General features: G+C 61.2%; 20 protein-coding genes and 1 tRNA gene. 9 read left to right on the forward strand and 12 right to left on the reverse strand.

Features of this window, described 5'->3' with window-relative positions:
- Positions 1–245: 245 nt before the first annotated feature.
- On the reverse strand, positions 246–1,304 hold the full coding sequence (locus NKH29_RS11950) for a D-TA family PLP-dependent enzyme (RefSeq protein ID WP_023717214.1): 1,059 nt from the start codon (positions 1,302–1,304) through the stop codon (positions 246–248).
- Between the two features lie 145 nt (positions 1,305–1,449).
- On the opposite strand from NKH29_RS11950, the gene NKH29_RS11955 reads away from it, so the two are divergent.
- Positions 1,450–2,136 carry a D-lyxose/D-mannose family sugar isomerase gene (locus tag NKH29_RS11955; RefSeq protein WP_352481262.1) on the forward strand — a complete coding sequence of 229 codons (687 nt, stop codon included), beginning with the start codon at positions 1,450–1,452 and terminating at the stop codon, positions 2,134–2,136.
- 668 nt (positions 2,137–2,804) lie between these two features.
- On the opposite strand, the gene NKH29_RS11960 is transcribed toward NKH29_RS11955, so the two are convergent.
- From NKH29_RS11960 to NKH29_RS11985, 6 genes are read right to left on the reverse strand one after another with little or no spacing between them, the layout of a single operon-like run.
- Entirely contained in the window at positions 2,805–3,671 is an 867-nt protein-coding gene (locus tag NKH29_RS11960; RefSeq protein ID WP_352587889.1) for an RDD family protein, read from the reverse strand.
- Positions 3,658–4,689, reverse strand: a complete 1,032-nt coding sequence (locus NKH29_RS11965) for a stage II sporulation protein M (RefSeq protein ID WP_352999645.1) — start codon at positions 4,687–4,689, stop codon at positions 3,658–3,660. The genes NKH29_RS11960 and NKH29_RS11965 overlap by 14 nt, the downstream gene beginning before the upstream one ends.
- Complete coding sequence (locus NKH29_RS11970) at positions 4,686–5,993, reverse strand: DUF58 domain-containing protein (RefSeq protein ID WP_352999646.1); 1,308 nt, start codon at positions 5,991–5,993, stop codon at positions 4,686–4,688. The genes NKH29_RS11965 and NKH29_RS11970 overlap by 4 nt, the downstream gene beginning before the upstream one ends.
- On the reverse strand, positions 5,990–6,946 hold the full coding sequence (locus NKH29_RS11975; RefSeq protein WP_023717220.1) for an AAA family ATPase: 957 nt from the start codon (positions 6,944–6,946) through the stop codon (positions 5,990–5,992). Before NKH29_RS11975 ends, NKH29_RS11970 begins: the two co-directional genes overlap by 4 nt.
- Positions 6,933–8,132 (reverse strand): DUF4350 domain-containing protein, encoded by a 1,200-nt coding sequence (locus tag NKH29_RS11980; protein ID WP_352640033.1) that lies wholly within the window; start codon positions 8,130–8,132, stop codon positions 6,933–6,935. Before NKH29_RS11980 ends, NKH29_RS11975 begins: the two co-directional genes overlap by 14 nt.
- Positions 8,129–8,755: a hypothetical protein gene (locus NKH29_RS11985; protein WP_352999647.1), complete on the reverse strand. Its 627-nt coding sequence runs from the start codon at positions 8,753–8,755 to the stop codon at positions 8,129–8,131. The genes NKH29_RS11980 and NKH29_RS11985 overlap by 4 nt, the downstream gene beginning before the upstream one ends.
- 149 nt (positions 8,756–8,904) lie before the next feature.
- Here NKH29_RS11985 and NKH29_RS11990 point away from each other — a divergent pair, with 149 nt between their 5' ends.
- On the forward strand, positions 8,905–9,687 hold the full coding sequence (locus NKH29_RS11990) for a hypothetical protein (RefSeq protein WP_352999649.1): 783 nt from the start codon (positions 8,905–8,907) through the stop codon (positions 9,685–9,687).
- A gap of 60 nt (positions 9,688–9,747) precedes the next feature.
- Here NKH29_RS11990 and NKH29_RS11995 read toward each other — a convergent pair whose 3' ends face one another.
- The 3 genes from NKH29_RS11995 to NKH29_RS12005 are packed head-to-tail and all read right to left on the reverse strand — an operon-like array spanning position 9,748 to position 12,487.
- Entirely contained in the window at positions 9,748–10,524 is a 777-nt protein-coding gene (locus NKH29_RS11995; RefSeq protein WP_352999651.1) for an N-formylglutamate amidohydrolase, read from the reverse strand.
- On the reverse strand, positions 10,524–11,843 hold the full coding sequence (locus NKH29_RS12000; RefSeq protein WP_352999652.1) for a type I glutamate--ammonia ligase: 1,320 nt from the start codon (positions 11,841–11,843) through the stop codon (positions 10,524–10,526). Before NKH29_RS12000 ends, NKH29_RS11995 begins: the two co-directional genes overlap by 1 nt.
- Entirely contained in the window at positions 11,840–12,487 is a 648-nt protein-coding gene (locus NKH29_RS12005; RefSeq protein ID WP_352999654.1) for a cysteine hydrolase family protein, read from the reverse strand. Before NKH29_RS12005 ends, NKH29_RS12000 begins: the two co-directional genes overlap by 4 nt.
- A 152-nt stretch (positions 12,488–12,639) precedes the next feature.
- Here NKH29_RS12005 and NKH29_RS12010 point away from each other — a divergent pair, with 152 nt between their 5' ends.
- From NKH29_RS12010 to NKH29_RS12025, 4 genes are all read left to right on the forward strand, one after another.
- The gene (locus NKH29_RS12010; RefSeq protein ID WP_352999655.1) at positions 12,640–13,362 is read left to right on the forward strand and encodes a LuxR family transcriptional regulator; all 723 of its coding nucleotides are present in this window, start codon (positions 12,640–12,642) and stop codon (positions 13,360–13,362) included.
- 83 nt (positions 13,363–13,445) lie between these two features.
- Positions 13,446–14,120, forward strand: a complete 675-nt coding sequence (locus NKH29_RS12015; RefSeq protein WP_352999657.1) for an acyl-homoserine-lactone synthase — start codon at positions 13,446–13,448, stop codon at positions 14,118–14,120.
- Between the two features lie 240 nt (positions 14,121–14,360).
- Positions 14,361–14,753 (forward strand): hypothetical protein, encoded by a 393-nt coding sequence (locus NKH29_RS12020; protein WP_352999659.1) that lies wholly within the window; start codon positions 14,361–14,363, stop codon positions 14,751–14,753.
- A 231-nt stretch (positions 14,754–14,984) separates the two neighbouring features.
- Positions 14,985–15,689, forward strand: a complete 705-nt coding sequence (locus NKH29_RS12025; RefSeq protein WP_352899799.1) for an Abi-alpha family protein — start codon at positions 14,985–14,987, stop codon at positions 15,687–15,689.
- Positions 15,690–16,122: 433 nt separating this feature from the next.
- On the opposite strand, the gene NKH29_RS12030 is transcribed toward NKH29_RS12025, so the two are convergent.
- Positions 16,123–17,385, reverse strand: a complete 1,263-nt coding sequence (locus NKH29_RS12030) for a HEPN/Toprim-associated domain-containing protein (RefSeq protein ID WP_352999660.1) — start codon at positions 17,383–17,385, stop codon at positions 16,123–16,125.
- A 303-nt stretch (positions 17,386–17,688) separates the two neighbouring features.
- On the opposite strand from NKH29_RS12030, the gene NKH29_RS12035 reads away from it, so the two are divergent.
- The 3 genes from NKH29_RS12035 (at position 17,689) to NKH29_RS12045 (ending at position 19,119) form a co-directional block, all read left to right on the forward strand.
- Entirely contained in the window at positions 17,689–18,075 is a 387-nt protein-coding gene (locus NKH29_RS12035) for a hypothetical protein (protein ID WP_352999661.1), read from the forward strand.
- A 150-nt stretch (positions 18,076–18,225) separates the two neighbouring features.
- Positions 18,226–18,450 carry a hypothetical protein gene (locus NKH29_RS12040; RefSeq protein ID WP_352999663.1) on the forward strand — a complete coding sequence of 75 codons (225 nt, stop codon included), beginning with the start codon at positions 18,226–18,228 and terminating at the stop codon, positions 18,448–18,450.
- 237 nt (positions 18,451–18,687) lie between these two features.
- A complete protein-coding gene (locus tag NKH29_RS12045; protein WP_352999664.1) occupies positions 18,688–19,119 on the forward strand; it encodes a YybH family protein in 432 nt (143 codons plus the stop codon).
- Between the two features lie 265 nt (positions 19,120–19,384).
- Here the strand turns inward: NKH29_RS12045 and NKH29_RS12050 are convergent.
- Positions 19,385–19,458 (reverse strand) — tRNA-Gln (locus NKH29_RS12050).
- Positions 19,459–19,984: the final 526 nt, after the last annotated feature.

The raw sequence follows: 19,984 nt of genomic DNA on the forward strand, positions 1-19,984 counted from the left end.
CGCTAAACACGGGGGCTGCGCGGCGGACACGCCGACGTCACAGCTACTGCCACGCCATTTTTGCAGAACTTGACGCACACAACTCTGCTTTCGCCAATTACCAACGTATCAAAGTGGGTGCGGGCGGCGGAGCTGCCAATCTCCCCCCTTGCGGGGGAGATGTCCGGCAGGACAGAGGGGGTGCTGTCCCTCCGGCGTCCGGAAAATTCTATACATTAAAGCCTCCGCACGCGCTCCGGGCTGGTTCACCCCATACGCCCGCGCGCCTTGACCGGCAGCGTCTCGATCACTTTCTCGCCTTCAATCAGATGCACCTCGTCGAACAGATTGGTGACGACGCAGCAATGGTCGGGCACGACGCGCACGCGCTCGCCGATGCCAAGCTCGGCGCCGCCCGAAAGCGTGACATTGCCGTGCTCTTCGCTGAGGCTGGTCACCCTTGCGCCTGAAATGCCCAGCAGCTCGCCGAAATCGGCGAGCCCCAGCGTGTCGCTGGACAGCGCCTTGCTGCCGGCGTCGAGGATGGCGCGTGTCGGCGTTGGACGGCTGACCACCGTCGACAGCACCGTCAGCGCGCAATCGTCGAGGCTGCCGACGCCTTTGGCGACTTGGTAGCGGTCGAGATAGATGTAGGTGCCAGGCCGGTATTCGGTAACGACGGAATGCTCGCCCGAGCGCCACATGTCGGGCGTGCCGCCGCTGGAGATACGCTCGCAGGCAAGGCCGGATGCGGCAAGTGCTTGCTGCGCATCGGCGAGCCACGCCTCGGTCTCTGCGGCGCGGCCCGCCCCCGGGTAGGTCATCAAGCCGCCGAAGACGAGCCCCCGGACCTTGTCGATCTCGCTCGCCAGCGCGACTGCCTCGCCGGCCGACTGCACACCGCAGCGGCCCATGCCGGTGTCGCATTCGACCAGCACCGGCAGGCGGTGGCCGGGATCGGTAAAGGTGGCGGCAAGTCCCATCAGCGTGTCCATGCTGTCCGTTGTCACCGACAGTGTTACGCGGCCGTGCAGCGCCTTGAGGCGCTCCAGCTTCGCCCGCCCGAGGATATTGTAGGGCAGAAAGATGTCGGTCAGGCCGGCGTCGGCCATGATTTCGGCCTCGCCGATCTTCTGGCAAGTGATGCCGACGGCGCCGGCCGCGATCTGCTTTTTTGCCCAGTAGGGCAGCTTGTGGGTCTTGATGTGCGGCCGGAGTTTCAGCCCGTGCCGGTCGGCATGGGCCTGCGCCCGCGCGATGTTGGCTTCGGCGCGGCCGGCATCGATCAGGATCGCCGGCGTATCGAGGTCGTCTATGCTGCGCATGGTCTCACCATCGGAAAATTGGTTGACCTTATGGCCCTGATCGGACCGCATGTCATGGGGCCAGCGACAGCAGTTTGCATCGACACCGAATTGACGTTCGGCTATTGCGTTAGCGCTCGCAAAGCGACGGGAAGGAACCACGATCATGAAACGCTCCGCCATCAACGACATCATCCGCGACGCCGACGCCTTCATCCGCTCGTTCGGCTACATCATGCCGCCCTTCGCCTACTGGAGCCCCGAAGAGATGAAGGCGCGCCGGCAGGATTCGTCGGCGATCTTCTCCTCCCGGCTCGGCTGGGACATCACCGATTATGGCCAGGAGAAGTTCGACGAGCTCGGCCTGTTCCTGTTCACCGTCCGCAACGGCCGCTACGAAGACATGAAGAAGGGCATGGGCATGCTCTATGCCGAGAAGATCATGATCTCGCGCAAGGACCAGCTGTCGCCGATGCATCGCCACAACATCAAGGCCGAAGACATCATCAACCGTGGCGGCGGCAAGCTGGTGCTGGAGCTGTTCATGCATGACCGCGATGGCGGCATCGACCCGAAGGCCGAAGTAACGGTGCCTGTCGACGGAACCATCCACAGGCTGCCTGCGGGTGGGCTGCTGAAGCTCGACCCAGGCCAGAGCGTGACGCTGCTGCCGGGCGTCTGGCACGCCTTCTGGGCCGAAGGCAAGGACGTGCTGATCGGCGAGGTTTCGACGGTCAACGACGATCTCACCGACAATGTCTTTCGCGAACCAATCGGCCGCTTCGCGGACATTGACGAGGACACAGCGCCGCTGCACCTGTTGGTGTCTGATTATGAGAACTGGGTGGGGTGAGAAGCGACGGGCGGTCTGGCCGGTTGGCAAAGTTTGCGCTATCTTTAGTCAATGGACCCTCCGCCTAATCAACGTGGGAACGTCGCCTGGTCGAAAAAACATTGAGGACTCGCCTGTTACGGCGAGTGCAGTTCTCAATTCTTCGGACAAAACTATATGATTTAACTGCTGCTCATCTCTTGCCAGATGAATACTGCCTAAGCAGTGCTCAAAGTGTACGTAAAAATTACAAGAAATTATATGTAAGACGTTACCTCCTTCCACCGCGCTGGCAACATCAGATCGTTCTGGATCTATGCAGCGAACCCGGCTGAGTGGCAGAACCCAAGAAAACTTGTTAGTCGTTCCGTCGCGGGCCACTAAGGTTATTGGATAAAATTGAACAAACTCTTGGGGCACGAATTTCAAAATTATTTCCTGCCACGTATCATCAACAGCCGGAGGGTTGCCAGTTGGTGGGCAGTGAAGGCTTTCAAAATTGATTAAATTGGATCTGGCACGAAGCACCGGCCGACCACGAGATTCCTCGATTGGTACGGAGGTCATCGCATCAACGGGGGTTACTGGAGAACCGTAGTCAAAAGTCGCCGGCTGAAACGACGTATCCAATCGATCGTACCAAACCCAAGCCATCGTAGTTCTCCAATAGAAGGGCTGCGAAAGCGAACCTACCGCTGATGCTTGTCGGCCCTGCGGTTGCCCAGCAGCAGCTTGCGTTCGAGATGTGCCCGCAACTCCCCATAATACGCCGTCAGGAACGCGCGCGCGTCATGGGCTTGGGGTGCCGCGCCGATCTTGCGTCCGATCGTCTCGGCAACCGTCCGCAGGGCGAAATAGTCGTCGCGGCGCAGCACTTCCTCCAGTTTGTGGAGCTCGGCAATCCCGTAGGCGTCGAGCTGGGCGTGGCTGAACCGGAACGCGCCGGCCGCCGGATCCTGCCGTGCCGACAGATCTTCAAGCAAGGCGCGCTTCGGTGCCTCGACCACCCAGGTCCCTGCCAACAGGTCGCCGATCCGCATGCGGTCGCGATTGAAGAGCGGGAACAAGGCAAACAGCAGCGTCCACACCAGTCCGAACACCGTCGTCAGCGTGTCGGCAAGGTCGGTCCCGCTGCGTCCGACGATGATTGACAGCGGCAGGAACACCTCGATCTCGCGCATCAGGTTGCGGGCGATGACTTGGTCGATCGACAGGCCGTCTCCGCTGCGCGACGCAACCCGGATGCCGACGATCCGCTTGCCGGGCGTAGCCGCGCGCCGGCCCGCTTCGAAGACGATGAAATAGGCGTTGCGCAGAAAAAAGATCAGGATGATCCAGACGACGAAGAGCGGCTGAAACCCCTCGCTGCCAAGGCCTCCCACTCCGAACAGCGCGACGATCGTGATCACGATTGCAGCCACCGCGATGAACACGAAATCAAGGAGGAAGGCGGAGGCCCGGGTGCCGGCGTCGGCCAGCCTTATCCGAAGATCGACGCCCTCGGGCGTGATCAGCGGCCGTATAGCCGCGAAGGCGGCGCGTCTACCGATCGCCATGCCTCACCATCCGGAACAGGTAGAAATAAGCGATCCATAGCGCCAGCATGCCGCCGCCAATGGCATAGCGCGTGACGTCGCTGGTGATGGTCTGCCTGCCAATGCCCTCGAGCAGCCCGGCAAACAGCAGCATGACCGAGACCCCGACCATAGCATTCGCGGCGATGCGTCCGGCACGAGCCGCTGCCGCCATGCGTGTCAATTCGCCGGGAAAGGCGATGCTGGTGCCGATGCGCATGCCGGCCGCGCCGGCCAAAGCGATCGCGAACAATTCGGTGGTGCCGTGGATGGCCAGCCAGCCGCCGAGCTCCATGCCAAGTCCCTTGGACCAGTACACTTGGAACAACGCGCCGATCATGCAGCCGTTGAACAGCATCAGCAACACCGTCGGCACGGCGAAGGCAAAGCCGAGGGCGAAGGCCAGGATCGCGACCTGGACGTTGTGCGTGAACAGATAGGCGGCAAAGCCTGAGAGAAAGCCATTGTCGCCATCATAAAGCATGTTGCGCAGCAGTTCGGCCGAGGCATCGGGACCGCGGCCCCCCGCCAGGCTGGACGGGATGATCGCGTCGAACCAGCTCTTGTCGGATGCCACCAGCCAGGCGCCTGCACCAATGCCGATCACCATCAGCGCGACCGAAACCAATGTCTCGCGCCACAGATCGCGAATGGCTTCGGGCCAGTCGTGCAGGAAGAAATCGGCAAGGCGCTGCCGCAGCCCGCGACGTGCGCCATAGAGATAGAAATAACCGCGCAGCGACAGCGCTTCGAGATAGGCGACCAGCGCGTTGTCGAGCGAGGTCGCCCGTGCCACGGAAAGAGAAGACAGCGCCGATCGATAGAGCAGCGGCAGCGACAGCAGCTCCTCTTCGGAAAGCGTGCGCGGCGCACGCTTTTCGACACGCGCGAGAAGCGCCTCGAATGCTCTCCAGTCGGCCTCGCGCTCGCGGCGGAAGCTGGCCAGCGACTGGCGCACAGCATCGCCGCGTACCGCATTGCCGGCGACTGGCGCCGTCACAGCAGATCCTCCTGCTTGAACTGCAGATAACGCTCGACCAGCGCGGGACCCAGCCGGTTGTGGTTGGCTTCGATGACATGCGCCCCGAGCAGCCGCAGCCGGCCGATGACGACCTGCCTTTCGCGCAAGAGCCCTCCGGCAACGACCGCGCGGGCAACGTCCTCGCCGGAGCGTGGCGGCAGGTCGGCCAGGCCCTCCAGTTCGGTGTCCTTCATCAGCATGAACAGCACGAGATGCCGTTCGGTGAGCCGGCCCACCGTGCGCAGCATCAATTCCGCGCTGATCGGGTCGACGAAATCGGTGAAAATGATGACCAGCGAACGGCGGTCGAGCCGTGCCGAAAGCGTGGTCAGCGCCAGGGTGAAATTGGTCTCCTCGCTGGAATAGTCGATCTCGGCTGCCCGTTTCTGGATCATCGCGAAGCTGGCGGAGCCGCGCACGGCGCCGCTCGAAACGCGCGGCCTTGCATCGAAGCCGAACAGGCTGACCATGTCGCCGCCCTTCAGCGCGATGAATGCCGACAGCAAGGCGGCCGTCACCGCCCGGTCCACCTTCGGCACACCGTCGACCGGCTCGCACATCAGGCGTCCGCTATCGATAGCCAGCACGACATTGTCGTTCTCCTCGATGCGGAACTCGCGCGCCAAAAGCTTGCCGTGGCGGGCGCTGCGCTTCCAGTCGATCATCCGCCGGCCCATGCCCGGCTGGTAATCCTTGAGCGCGTCGAACTCGCGGCCTTGACCGGCGCGGCGCTGCGCATGGCCTTCGGCAAGCGCCGCATGTTGCAGCAGGGTGATCGCCTCGCCGCGGGCGCTGCTGACGTCGGGCAGCACCGCAACCTTGCTTTCCACCGGCAGCACGACCTGGTTCCAGACCAGCCCGAACGGCCCGCGCCAGCGCACCCAGAGACGGTCGAAGCTGGCGATCCCACGCCGCAGCGCCTGGAAGCGAAGGTCGAGCGACCCGCCTCCGGGGGTTGGCAGCAATGTCCCACCGCTGTCGCTCACCGGCGCCAGACGCGCATCGTGGCCGACGCGAGCCTCCGCGGCGCGCGGCCCCGAGTGACGGGCGGCGATTTGCACGCTGAACTCGCCGCCGACACCGACCTGCTGCGGCGCATCGATGCTGGCATTCAGCGATGCCCGCCCGCGTCCGGCCGCGGCATCCACCGCCAGGAAGGCAAGCAGCAGGCAGCTCCACAGCAATCCCAGATACCAGAATGACGGCAGTGCCAGCGCGACCAGGAAGGCCGGCACCGCGCCGGCCGCTGCTGCCCACACTGCTCGGCCGCTGGGATAGATCAACGTGGTGCTTCCGTCTGGTCGACCAGGTCGGAGACGATCTGCTCGACCAGGCGGCCGTCGATCTGGGCGGCAGGCGAAAGGATGACGCGATGGCGCAGCGCCGGCACTGCCAGCGCCTTGACGTCGTCGGGGATCACATAGGCGCGTCCGTCCAGCGCCGCCCGGGCACGCGCCGCCCGCGCCAGCATGGCGCCCGCGCGTGGACTGGCCCCCACTTCCAGATCGGCATTTTCGCGCGTAGCCCGAACCAGCGCCGCTATATAGCCGATGACATCGTCGACGAGGGTGACGGAGCCGACGGTTGCAAGTGCCTCCTGCAGCGTCTCGCGGTCCGTCTGCGCCTCGATGCCATATTGCGCGATGTCGTGCGAGGCGGAGCCGCCGCCGTGATGGACGATGATGGCTCGTTCTTCCTCGGGGCCGGGATAGCTGACGCGGTGCTTGAACAGGAAGCGGTCGAGCTGCGCCTCGGGCAGGGGGTAGACGCCCTGGTGCTCGATCGGATTCTGGGTCGCGACGACCATGAAGTTGCGGCCGAGCGAATGCGTGGTGCCGTCGAACGTGACCGCATGTTCCTGCATCGCCTCGAGCAGTGCGGCTTGCGTCTTGGGTGGCGTGCGGTTGATTTCGTCGGCAAGCAGGAGATCGCAGAAGATCGGGCCGCGCGTCAGCGTGAACTGCCCGGTCTGGAAGTTGTAGATGTTCGACCCGACGATGTCGCCGGGCATCAGGTCCGGTGTGAACTGGATCCGCCCGTAGGCGACCCCAAGCGCTTGGGCGAAGCAGCGCGCGGTCATTGTCTTGGCCGTGCCGGGAGGGCCTTCGAGCAGGATATGCCCGCCTGCAAACAAGGCGGTCAGCATCAGGTCGACCGTATCGTGCTGCCCGGTAATCGCCTTGGCCACTTCTTCCCTGATCCGTGTCGCCAGGGCCTTCACATCATCGACGTTCACCGAGCCTCCTTGCTGTCCAGTCGTGCAGCCGCTCAGCTGCCTGTTGCATCTGCGCCAAGTTCTTGGCCTCGCCGGCGGCTTGCGAGCGCATCGTGAAGCCGCCAGCTTGCTCCTTATCGCGAGAGTCGAGCCAGTGGTCGAGCGCTGTGCCTTGCAACCCTTGCGGTGCCCCGAGCAGCGCGCCGGCGCGCACCCGCATCAAGGCCGCATAGCGGCTTCCCAGCTCGTCCAGCCGGCCGGCACGCCGCATGAGCATCGCCGTCGTATCGACCAGCGCACGCTTGCCGAAAGCAATTGCACGCTGGTCGGCACGCGGCGGGCCGAATCGGCCGAGGCCATGCAGGAACGCCAGCGCCGCAGCGACCAGGATCGTCAGTGTCAGCGCCAGGAAGGGCGGCTCGACCAGAAGCTTGGCCAGATCATACTTCCGCCCCGCGCCGTGCAGCGTCAGATCGAACATCACCGGCCCGTCGTCCGGCTGGAGCAAGGCGATCAGCCCGAGCGCCGCTGCCGCCTTGTCGGGATCCTTGAGGGCGGCGTTGTTGATCAGGTCGGGGTCGGTCAGGATATAGAACGGCTTGTTCTCCACTTGCGTCAGGACGGCCTGGCCTTTGCCGGCTGCAATGACCGGGTGTTCGTCCGCTACCCACTGCAATTCTTCGGGGGCGTTGACGAGCCTGCCGTCGATGTCGAGTTGCTTTGGCGTACTTTGGCCGGCACCAATCTTTGCATCGGCGATCCGGCCAAGCCACTCGTTCACCACCGAACCAGGCAATCGCCCGAATTTCATGTTCCAGCCTTCATGCTCCTGCAGCGGCAGGATCTGCCATTTGGGCAGCACGAAGAGCGTGTTCTGGTCCTGACGAAGGTCGAGGATGTGGTCGAGAGCCTCCGGATCGCTGTCGAGCGAAATGGTGACGATCAGCAGCATGTCGGTGCCGAGATCGTCCTCGGTCCGCGCCATGAAGGGCGGTTCGCCGGTCAGCTTCAGCCATTCCGCCAGGCCGGCGTAGCCGACGCCGCTTTTCGACAACGGCGTGGCGCCGCCATTGCCGGGTTGCCGGAAATCGGGAGCATAGGTGGACAGCAGGAAGAAACCGGCTGCCGCAAGCAGGCTGGCGAAAATCCCCCAAAACAGTGTCTTTCGATTGAACGGCTCCTGCGCCTCGACCGCCGGTGCGCTCACGTCCAGGCATCCCGGAAGGCGAAACGTTCATAGGCGCCGCGTGCTTGCCGCCAGCCTTCCGCGCCGACCGGCCGGCGCGCGAACAGCGCCGTCTCGACAATGCGGGCCATCTCGGTAAACGCATGGCGTGCCCTTCCCGGCAGGGAAGGAGCATTGGCGATGTCGCGCGCGGTGAGCGACGGGCGCAGGAAGTCCGGCAGCCGGCTGGCAATATCGGCGACGCTGCGCCGAAGCAGCAAGTGAACCGCCTCGTCATAGTCGCCGCGTGCGGCCAGCGCATCCGCTTCCGACAGCAGGATCTGCGCGGCGCCCGCGTCGGGACGCCAGGTCTCTTCGGCCTCGGCCTCGGGCCGCGCGCGCTGCCACGGCAGGTGCCAGGCGATGCCTTTCACCTCGAAGAAGACCAAAAGCAGGATGATTGCGGCGCCCGATATCACCGCCCCCCAGAACAGATAGATCATGTAGGGACCGAGCGATGACAAAAGATCGAGCAGCGGCTTCAGCCAGTCGGGCGGCTGGGGCGGCACATAGGCCGGCAGGTCGAACTGGATCGACTCATCGGCGATCAGCTGCTTGTGCAGATTGGTCAGCCATTCGGCTTCCGCTGTGCCTGGCTGTGCCACCGTCACCCGCTCCCCTGCAACCTGCAGTTCCCAGCCGACACTGACAATGCAGCACAAGAATTGCAAGTGGGCTGGACGCCCACGGTTAATCTTGGCAGAATTGCTATTAGGGCGCCGTGATACTGTTACGGCGAAACACGGGGGGAATCATGGCTTCAACGACACTGGAACGGCCTGAGAAATTCGAGATCGGCAGAGTGTTCAACAACAGCTTCGCCGTGATCGGCCGCAACATCGGCTTATGCCTTGGGCTCGCGCTGCTGTTTTCAGGCTTGCCGGCGATTATTCTTCGGCTGTGGAGCCAACCGCAACTAGATGCGGTTCTGCAGGGCGACCCCGGCGCCGCGGCCGATCCCTCGATGATGTTTCAGAATTCATGGATTACGGTTATTGCGGGATTGCTATCCTTCGTTTTCGCGCTGCTGCTCCAGTCGGCGCTGGTGCGGGCAACGATCGAGGACTTGAACGGCAAGCGGCCGACCTTTGGCGACTGTATTCAGATAGCCATCCGCAATTTGCTGCCGACCCTTGGTATTGGCCTGCTCGTCGGCCTGGGTGCGGGCCTGGCGTCGATAGCCTTGCTGGTTCCCGGCATCATCTTATGGCTCGGATGGTGCGTGGCGGTGCCGGTTCTGATCCAGGAGCGGCTTGGCGTGTTCGGTTCGATGTCGCGCAGCCGCGTCCTGACCAAGGGCAACCGCTGGCCGCTATTTGGCCTCTTCCTGATCCTGATGATCATCGCGATGGTCATCCAGTGGGTGATGCTGGCAGTCATCGTCATGTTGGGTGGGATCATTGCCGATGTGGCGGCAGCCTTGGTGTCGACCGTACTGTCGATGGTGCTGTCGGTGGCCACGGCGGTCAGCTATGTCGAGCTGCGTCAGGTCAAGGAAGGCACCAGCGTCGAAGAACTGTCGCAAATCTTCTCCTGAGGACGGTGGAGGCTTTTCACCGGCTGGCATCTTGCGTTGCGGTCGAGCAGCCGAGCTCGGTCACAACGCCTTTGTCTGTGCCGGCAACGCTGCTGCCAGGCGGTGCGCCCATTCCTCGATGCCGGAGCGGCCCGCCAGCAAATCCTGCCTGATCTCGATGAGGACGGCGGGAATGCCGCGATCGTCGCCATGGACCGGTATTGCGTAGTCGCCCTCGCGGCTGATCACGTAGGGCTCGTTTGCCGCGGCGTTGAGCCCGCTGCCGGCGCGCAGGCCGGCAAGCACTGCCTGGCCGAAATCGACTGCCCGGTCGTAAAGCACACCGGCGTGCCAGGGCCTGCCAACACCGAGGTAGACCGGCGTGAAGGAGTGGATCGTCGCGATCCGCGTCGGTCTGCCCTGCTTCGCCCGGCCGTCGAGATGGGCGGCGACGCGGTCATGAAACGGCGCGAACATGATTTCGGCACGCCGGCTTCGTTCCCCCAGATCGAGGCCGACATTGCCGGGAATGCCGGTGTCCTCCGACAGCACCGGAATGCTGCCGCTGGAACCCAGCGGCCGGTTGAGATCGATCAAAAGCCGCGAATAGGAGCTGAGGAAAGCCGGAGCATCGAGCAGCTTCGACAGAGCGCGGGTCACTTCGGCGGCGCCGATGTCCCAGGCGATATGGCGCTGCAAATGGCTGCTGTCGAGACCGAGCCGCGCATACTCGGCCGGGATGTGATTGGACGCGTGCTCGCATATCAGAACGATATCGGAACGCCCCGTTTCGTTGATCGTTTCGACCGCGGGTGGCCAACCTTCCGGTAGGATGGCGCTGGCAAGCGGCGCAGCCATCAATACAGCGTCCGGTAGAGGTCGCAGACCGCCACTGGATCCAGACCGGCGAGGCGCCCGGTCTCATGCCGCTTGAGGCCGACAAAGGTCTCGACGAACACCGGCGCGAACCATCCGGTGACGGTCTTGTCGGCGACGAGCGCGTCAAGCGCCGCCGGCAGCGTTTCCGGCAGCCGCACGAGGCCAAGCTTCTTGCGCTCGGCAACGCTCATCCGCGTCGGGTCGCCGGTGACCAGCGGCGGCGCCGGCAGCTTGGCCTTCAGCCCCTCCAGCCCGGCGCGCACGATCGCCGCCAGCGACAAATAGGGATTGCCGGTGGCGTCTGCTGCCCGGTATTCGATGTTGTACTGCCGCGCCGGATCGCGCCCGCCGATGGTCACCGTCGGGCAGATGCGTAAGGACGCCTCGCGGTCGCGATCGGCAAGCCAAGTGTAGGACGAACTCCAGCTATGCGGCTTCAGCCGGTAGTAGGACGACACACTCGCCGCCGTCATGGCGGTGATCGCGGGCAGGTGGCGCAGCACGCCGGCGCAGAACGAACCGGTCCGGCTGGAAAGACCGCCCGGCTGGGCCGGATCGTAGGTCGCCGGCTTGCCGGCCTCGTCGACGAAACTGAAATGGATGTGGACGCCGTTGCCGACGGCATCCGGCGCGATCTTGGGCGCGAAGCTCGCCCGCCAGCCGGCACATCGCGCGACTTCGCGCGTGATCTCACGGATGGCGACCGCGCGATCGGCCGCGGCGAGCGCATCGGCTGGCTCGCATGTCACCTCGAATTGGTCGGTGCCGAATTCGGCGATCACCACTTCGGGCGCGACGCCGGCTTCCGCTAGCGCCGCCATCAGATTGGCGGCAAACGGATCGGCGCGGCGCAATGCGGCCAACGACATCGAATGAGCCGGCCCAAAGTCGCCCTCGATATGGAATTCATGCTCGAACGCGGCGATGACGGAAAGCCCGGTCGCCGCCTTCAACTCCGCCAGCGCATCGCTCAGCATGGTCCGCGTACAGCCGACCCACGGGCTGCCGTCCAGTTCGACGATGTTGCCGGCGACCATGTCGAACGGTGTCGGCGATCCGGTCAGCGCCGTGCGAAACCGCGCGTTGAGATCGGGAACGAGACGCACGTCGCCGGACGAGCCCCAGGGATTGGGATCGACGATGGAATTGAACGGCGTCAGCGACAGATTGGCCTGCAGCCAGCCGACGCCGGTCGCGGCGATCTTCTGCAGCTTGCTTTCGACGACGGAGCGGCCGCGCGTGATCGCCGAAAGGTCGGTGGTGACGACGGCAACGAGCGGTTCGACGGTCGATGTCATGTAGCTTTTCCCAAGGCTTCGAAACGGGCAGTAATGATGGCGGTGTCGGCGATCCAGCAATAGCCGCCGAACGCCTCGAGCGCGCCATCATGGCGCTCCTGCGAGGCGGCGGCGCAAGCGTCCGATACGCAGGTGACGAGGTAGCCGCGATCGGCGGCATCGCGCACCGCCATGTCGACGCACTGGTCGGTCATAATGCCGGCGACGATCAGGTAACGCACGCCGAGGTTTTTCAGGACATAGTCGATGTTGGTTGAGTTGAAGACGCCCGACGATGTCTTCGGCAGCATGATCTCGTCGCCGACCGGCGCCAGCGACGGCACCGGCAGGCCCTCCGGCCGGCTCGGCGCGATATGGATCGGCGTCAGCTTGTGGTCGAGCGAGCGGTCGCGGCCGTCTTGGGTCAGGCTCTGAATGATGGTGTGGATCACCTCGACGCCGTTGGCCCGCGCCGCCGCCAGCAGGCGCTCCTGGTTGGGGATCGTTTGCGACGCCGTCTGCCGGTAGAAATAGTGATCGGGACCACGCTCCGGATGCGCCGGATCGGCGCCGGGCTCCAGCCAGACGCGCTGCATGTCGACTAGCAGCAGTGCGGTTTCGCCGGCCCGGAACGGCTCGTTTCGTTTCGGCAATGATGGCGTCATGCTTTTTGGTCCTGTGTTGCTGATCACAATCCGGCTGATTTAGCTGATTTTGGTCCACGCGTCCTGCGTGGCGGACACACTTATTGGGAGTATTCGAAGTCTCTAATTTAAGGTAAGCTTTGTTTTCGGGCGTGGAGACGGGGGTCTCTGTCATGATCGATTCAGACGTGTTCGACTTTGTCGAACGCTGCAGGAAACACACAGCCACCGGGCCGCTGCTGAGCGACCTGCTTGAAACCGTGAGGAATCTCGGCTTCGAGCACCTTATCCTGAGCGGGGTGCCGCTCGGTGGGCAGAAGCTTGCACCGATGGTCGAACTGAATGGCTGGCCGGCCGGCTGGTTCGAACGCTATGTCGAGGCCGAGCATGCCGCGGCTGATGGTGTTTGCATTTACTCGGCAAAGACCCTGAAGCCGTTCCTGTGGTCCGAAGTCCCGGCAAAGTGGTCGGATACGGAAGGCTCACGACGCGTTGCCGGCGAGGCGACGGAGTTCGGCATCTGTAGCGGCTTCGCCGTACCGATGCTCAGCGTTCATCACTGGCAATCCGTGCTGTCGTTTGCCTCTTCCGCGAAGGCCTGCACCCTGTCGCCGCGCCATCAGGTGCAACTGGTGACCATGGCGGTCTATGCCGGCATGTCGATCCAGGCATTGGCGAATGACGACTATGACGATGAAGGCTTGCTGACCGACCGGGAAAAAGAGGTGCTCTTGTGGGCCGCGGCCGGCAAGACCTCATCGGAAACCTCACAGATCCTCGGCCTGACCGAGCGTACGGTCAAATGGCACTCGACACGAGCCAGGGAAGCTTTCGGCGTCGGCACGACCACGCAAGCGGTCGTCGAGGCGGTGCGCCGGCGCCTGATCCATCCCTAAGCGCGTCTACTGTCCCATCGGACAGGTGACGTATATTAGCGCGACTGCGAGTATCCCTGCGATAACGATCGGGGGATCGCGCCATGATAACGGCCCACGTAGTCAATGCGCATAACAAGCATCTCTATGAAAACGAATTCGACGAGTTTCTGCGCCGCCGGCACGACTTCTTCGTGCACCAGAAACATTGGCGCCCTCCGAGCCCGGACGGTCGCGAGCTGGACCAATTCGATACCGACGCGGCGACTTACCTGCTTGGTATTGAAGACGGTCGCGTAGTGACTTCGGCTCGATTGATCCCAACGAGCGAGCCGCACATGGTCTCGGAGGTTTTTTCTCACATGTGCGAAAAATCGGGCGTCCCGAGGCGTCCCGATTGGGCCGAATGGACGCGCACATTCGTCGTTCCCGACAAACGCACTGCCGGACTGAGGGGCACGCTGACGCAGCTGTGCTGCGCGGTGATGGAATACGCTCTCGACGAGGGCCTCAGCGCCGTCGGCGGCATCCAGGAAACCTACTTCATGCCGCACCACGGCGCGCTGAAGTGGCGCGCCGAGCCGATGGGCATGGCCAGGGAAGAAAACGGCGAGTGGTACATCGTCGCGTATATCGATGTGAATGAGGCGGCGCTGGCGAGTGTGCGGAAGATACTTGGGATTGAGCATTCGCTGCTGGTGAGGCGTGGATCGCAGGTGCGGTTTATCGAAGAACCCTGTGGCAGGCCGCTTCATGAGCAGGGAATCAGACTTCTATAGACTGGCGTTTCTCAAAAATGGGAGGAAACGCATCAGGATCGTTTGCAGACCAGAAGTTTAAAGTTTGCCAAGAGTATGGTGGCCAAAATTGCACTGGTCCAGGTATACTGTGATATACTTTCGATGCTTTAATGCAGCTTTCGCCGGACAAGGAGCGATAAATGAACACATAAAGACAAGAAGAAGGCCAATATGTAGGTGAACGCGCTATTACGCGCTTAAATAGTGGAGGAGAAAACAATGCCTAATTTATTCGGAACCGAATGGAAGCTAGAATCTAGAAAAAGCATATTTACCGGTGGCTTCAGCCCAAATACCGAGACGCGAAAGTATGACGAGCTCGAGAATGGCTACACGTTGGCTGTAAAGGGCACTGAAGGAGGAAAGCCTTACCAGTGGAAATACACTGCGTTCTATGATGGTAAGCCGCACAAAGTAGAGGGTCGCGACGATGTCGACTCGATTACCATATTCAAGGATGGCAGCAACGAAACAGGCGGATGGTTCACCAAGGACGGAGTGACCGTCGCAGGCTATAGGCGGGCTGTAGAAGCATCAGCCCTAGTGGTAACAGCTGGCGGGCGCCGTCCGGATGGGACGGCATATTTTGACACAATAAGATACAACGCGTAGCTCGCTGCTTTGCTAGCCGGAGCATTCGTTTCGTGTCGCTGATTTGGTAGGGCCAAGCAGCTCTTGGCTTGGCTCCATTCGCTCAACGACGTAGCGTATCGAATGACCACGTTCGTTGTGCCTGACAAAAGAGGAATTACGGTGACAGTGCACTTTTTACCATGCGGCGGGAGCGACATGGTAAAAAGTGCCCTGTCACCGTAATTCGAGCGCACAAGCGGGGGAAGCACCATGATCGCCGACGAACAGGCCAAAGCGGCACAGGAGATTGCGAAGCTCGGCCAAAAAGGCATTGACGCTGCAAGCGAAGCCGGCGGCTTTTTTGCCAAGACATTTGGGAAGGCAATCGATCATATTTCCGAGGCAATGGCCGACAAGGCGGCTGCTTATCGTGTCATGAATCGCGCTAATGTTGTCGCCAAAACGCAGGCGCGTTTAAAGCAGCTCGGTGTTTCCAACTTTAAGGCGATCGATTTCCGCAACGGTGTGCCTTTGCTGGAAGGGATTTCAGATGAATCCGACGAAACGCTGCAGGATGTTTGGGCGACGTATTTCGCAAATGCGCTGAATCCTGCAAACCCAAGAGTCACTGCAAACCGCCAGCTGATCGGCATCATCCGGTACCTTGAACCCGACGACCTCAATATCCTTTCTGGAATATCATCCCAGGAATTGAGCCAACGCCGCGCTGACCCGCTCATTAAGAAACCCGCGGACTTCTTTGGTGAAGAGGCAGTGCTCAACCAGAGTTTGTCGCGGCTTACGGCACTCGGCCTTTTCGCGTTCGAAAATGGTCCTGACCCCATAGGGTGGGACGAAGACGAAGACCATCGGCGGCCATGTAGGCTCATCATAGAAACGTCTCTAGGCGAGTTCGCCGCGATGCCGCTGTTGATGATGCTAAAAGCCGCGATCGAGGAACCTGGGGCCGGGTAAAGCCTTCAACGACCAGACGTTAGAAGGGGGCGGGCGCAAACTTGTCAAAGCTGCACAATTACAGGCCCGCGGCGCCCCAACGGACGTAATTTTTTCTGCCGGCGAAAAACTGGGCAGTGGGGTTTTTACAGTCCGTGGATAAACGAGATTCGTCTGTGATCCGGCTCTGCGCCACGGCTGGCCGTAACCAAGCGCTACCTTTCAGGCGGAAGCTAGTCTAAAAGAGAATGCCACCGCCAAGCGAACCCATGGATGGCACGCATGAATTCGAACTGGCCGGCATCGAGGCGGATGCGACTTCGATAGGATCTATCGAAGTTCCGAGATATCGGTCCGCCGCCGCACAGCCGGGGAAATAGCCCATGGCCACCGACGCCGAAAAACTCATTCTATCGAGACGCAGCGATCAGCAGCGCCAAGAAAGGACATGGCTTTATGCATCGAATTCGCGCGCCCAGTTCTTTGCCACCTCAGGCTCGCGCATCGCGACGGCACTCTCGGTGATCGTGTCCAAGACGGCTTCTATGCGGGAATAGTCGTAAGAGGATTGCCTGACGCGCTGCCCGAGGAAGTCGCGCATGTACCGCGTCTTTTCTTCAAGTTCGCCCTGATACACCTCCAACTTTGCGTTATAGCTGGTCCAGCGCACTCTCGCCCCCGGATCCAGATGCAGATAACACTCGATTGCGGCCGCGCGCCCGTTGATATCCGCTATTTGTTCCCCGTTCGGTCCAATCGTCTCGAACGAACCGAAGGCGGGAAGATTGGGGAGTTTGAGGATTCGCATGTTTGGCAGGGCCTTAAGCTCCCTGCACCGTTGGTAATTGGCAACACCTTCTGCATCGTTGTCGAAAAGGACCAAAACCTTATTTTGGACGGAGATGCCAATCAGTCCCTGTACAAAGCGAAACACGTTGCCAGTGCCCGAGAATGGGTAGCCTTCCTCCATGTCGACGAAATCAAAAAAGTCCGCGACATGCGGGCGCAAGATCTTCAGGGCATGCCGCAGGATTGCGGCGTCCGAACTGCCCTCGGTTACGATCAGGAAGCGATTGCTAGGATCAAGCGGGCGAACGAAGTCTTCGCGGGACGCATATCCACCTTGCTCGACATCATTGAACGCCCACTGTACGTGCAGTTCGCTCGCCCAGGGGTTTCGCGCCAGCAAATGCATGACGGTATAAGCGCTCAAATTCTCCATTGCATGCGACACCGCGCCATATTCAACCGGGTCATCCTCGAAGTGTTTGACCAAGCCTAGGCGTGGCGCCAGTTCGCGGCGGAAAAACTTTCCGAAGTCCTCACCGCCCTCGCCATAGTCGGCTGAAACGGTATTTACATCGACATTTGCCAGCGCGTCGCGCAGGTGCCCGAAAGTGAAACGGGTGACGTCAAATCCAACGAGCTTTGCAAGAAAGGCAAACTCCGGTTCGCACTGGGCATAGGTATGCCCCAGCAGATTGAGACGGGCGATCACCTGCACGAGGGGCTTAGATAACCCTTCTTTGAACTCGACGATGGGCTTCCACCGCATCTCGCCTTCAAAGTCGGGGTCGTCTTCGTCACCTGCGTAGTAGTAGGGAACATCTGCCACGTCTGTCTCGCCTTGGAACAGGGCGGAGTAGTCGGTGAAACCGCTGTTTTTGCCCCACTCGATTTCGAGGCGGCCGATAGCCAATTGAATCATCGAGCCCATGACAGCGAACCTAGAAATCCACACTCCCGGACCGAAATTAGAACCGGTCAACTGCCATCCGGCGTCAGTCGGCCCTCGTCAAGCACAAATATGCTGATAGTGGTGGCCGGTCATAAGGAGGCAAGCGATGACGAATCCATATTGGCATGACGCCTTCAAGCCGCACCTAACGGACAGAGGCGAAATTCGCCTGCTGTGCTTTGAAATCTACAACATCGTAACCGCCAGCATGAGCCGACAGGGGACAGGCTTGAATGGACACGAGGCCCACAGTTTCCGGAAATCGACATCCTTTGCTTCACGATGGCTGAAGCAGAACTGTCGAAACGGCTGTTGAGACTTGCGCTGTTGGTCCGAACGTTTGATGACACGTTTAGCAGGGCGGAAGACTCTGTCGACTATAAGAAACACCTCAAACGCATAGAGGATGAGCAACAGGATTTTGGCGGTGTTTACGAAGGGTCTCCGGACGTCACCAAGACGATCAGAGAGTGCGGCAACAAAATTATTCATGCGGAGGATGTTCGCCCAGTTTACGAAACGCAAGATGAGCGAGATGATCCGGAGGCAATGTGGGGAATGAACGGGACGGTCGAACTGGAGGGTACACGGCGCGACCAGTGGAAGATCGTCATTGATATCCATTCCTACGTAGAGGGTGTTTTAGAGCTCATCAATTACAACGAATAGAAGCCTAAACCGGTCCTCTGTGGCAACGGAGAGGACGGACGATGATCGACAAGATTCCGGTTGATAGGACCCTGCGAAGCCTTGCCAGCAAGGCGATCCCCTCACGCGGAGTTCGTCATGCCCCACAGCCCAGCGAGATCGTCGAGGCTCATGCGCAACATATCGGCCGCGACTGCGCTGCCGCTTATCCTTGCCGGCAATGACCGGAACCGCGTTGCCGCCCTTATCTGCGCGGCGTCGGGCGTGCCGCGCGAGGCCAGCATGGTGATTGCCGATTCGGTCACGGCGACCGGGATTGTTCGCGGGTTGCTGGCGTCGGCGGGATGGGCGCGGGAAAACAACGGGTTCGGAACGGTGGCGGGGCGGAGCTTTTGATGCGGCGGTGACATGGCGCGAATGACGCCATGAAATGCCTTGGCTCACCCGTACGGTGCCGGGGGATGCGGCAGACCGGGAACGCCGGCAAGGTGCACCATGCGGCGGGGGCGACATGGTAAAAAGTGCACTCACCGTAATTCTGATCTATACTGCGGACAGCAGCCCGAACGCCTAGGCGAAGGGCGGACGAACCGCTTGATAGAGTTCTCTTTTTAGTCATGTGGCGATGTCAAGATGTTAGCCTCCGACCTGACGAAATTTATCGAGCAGGATCATCTGGCCCTGGATGCCTTCGTAAACGGCGATCCTGAGCCCTTGAAAAACCTCTACTCGCGACAGGACGACGTCATTATCGCCAATCCCTTTGGCCCGCCGGCGAAGGGATGGAGAAAGGCCGCTGAGACCATGGAACGGGCCGCCACCAATTACCGGCACGGCAAGGCCATCGGCTTTGAGCGCATCTCGGAGTATGCGACAGCCGACTTGGGATACATCATCGAGGTCGAGCGGTTCCAATCCAAGGTCGGTGGTGGCAACAAACTGGTGCCGATTGCGCTTCGAGTCACCACCATATTCCGGCGCGAGGAAGGCGCGTGGAGGATCGTCCTTCGTCATGCCGATTCGATAACCTCGGCACGCCCGCCGACGTCCATTGTCGGGGAGTAGAAGGGTTGCCGGAGAGGTTTTAGGAATTACCGTGACAGTGCACTAATTTTTTTTCGCCGCCTGCCTTGTTCCCGGGTTCTCACGGCTTTGCCGATTTGCCCGATCTCGGTCCCAAGGGGTGCATCAAAATCGTAACATCGGCGACGCGGCAATACTGGAGAGGGCGACACGGGAAAAGTGCACTGTCACCGTAATTCGACCACCGTAATTCGACGGAAGTTATTCCTGGAGGAGCGGGTTCGGCAGCTAAGTAATTGAAATTGCTTGGCTGGGGAACCTGGATTCGAACCAGGACTAACGGAGTCAGAGTCCGTGGGTCTACCGTTAACCTATTCCCCAGCAGGCGCGGCTGTTGAAAACCACGCGGCAGGGCGGCGATGTCGCCGCGCGTGCCTTGTAGCCGCCGCCGGAAAATAGTCAACCCTGCCGTAGGCATTTCAATCGGCACACGATTGCTTCAGGTTTTTAAGTTGCCTCCCATCCGTACACATTTCGTGGCGAGACAGTGAAATCATTGGATCGCTGCGCGCTTCGGCTACTGTAACGGCATGGATCCTAGGGTCTCCGCGACGTCGCTTCGCTCCTGCTCCGCCCTAGGATGACGAACGGAGTGTTATTTCGGCCAATCTCCAGGATTGTGATTTGCGCCAGTTTCCAGACATTTGCGACTGTCCCAGTGCCAATTTCCAACAGCTGCGATTAGCCAAAAGCCAACACGCCCTCGTCATCCTAGGGCGGAGCAGGAGCGAAGCGACGTAGCGGAGACCCTAGGATCCATGCCGTGACCTTCGAGCTTCGCAGCTTTGAAACAGCAGGCCGCGCCTGGCCTTGCGACCCTCTGCCCATTCTTCACGCGCAGTCTGGA

This window comes from Mesorhizobium sp. M1295, assembly GCF_040318135.1.
Classification (GTDB): Bacteria; Pseudomonadota; Alphaproteobacteria; order Rhizobiales; family Rhizobiaceae; genus Mesorhizobium.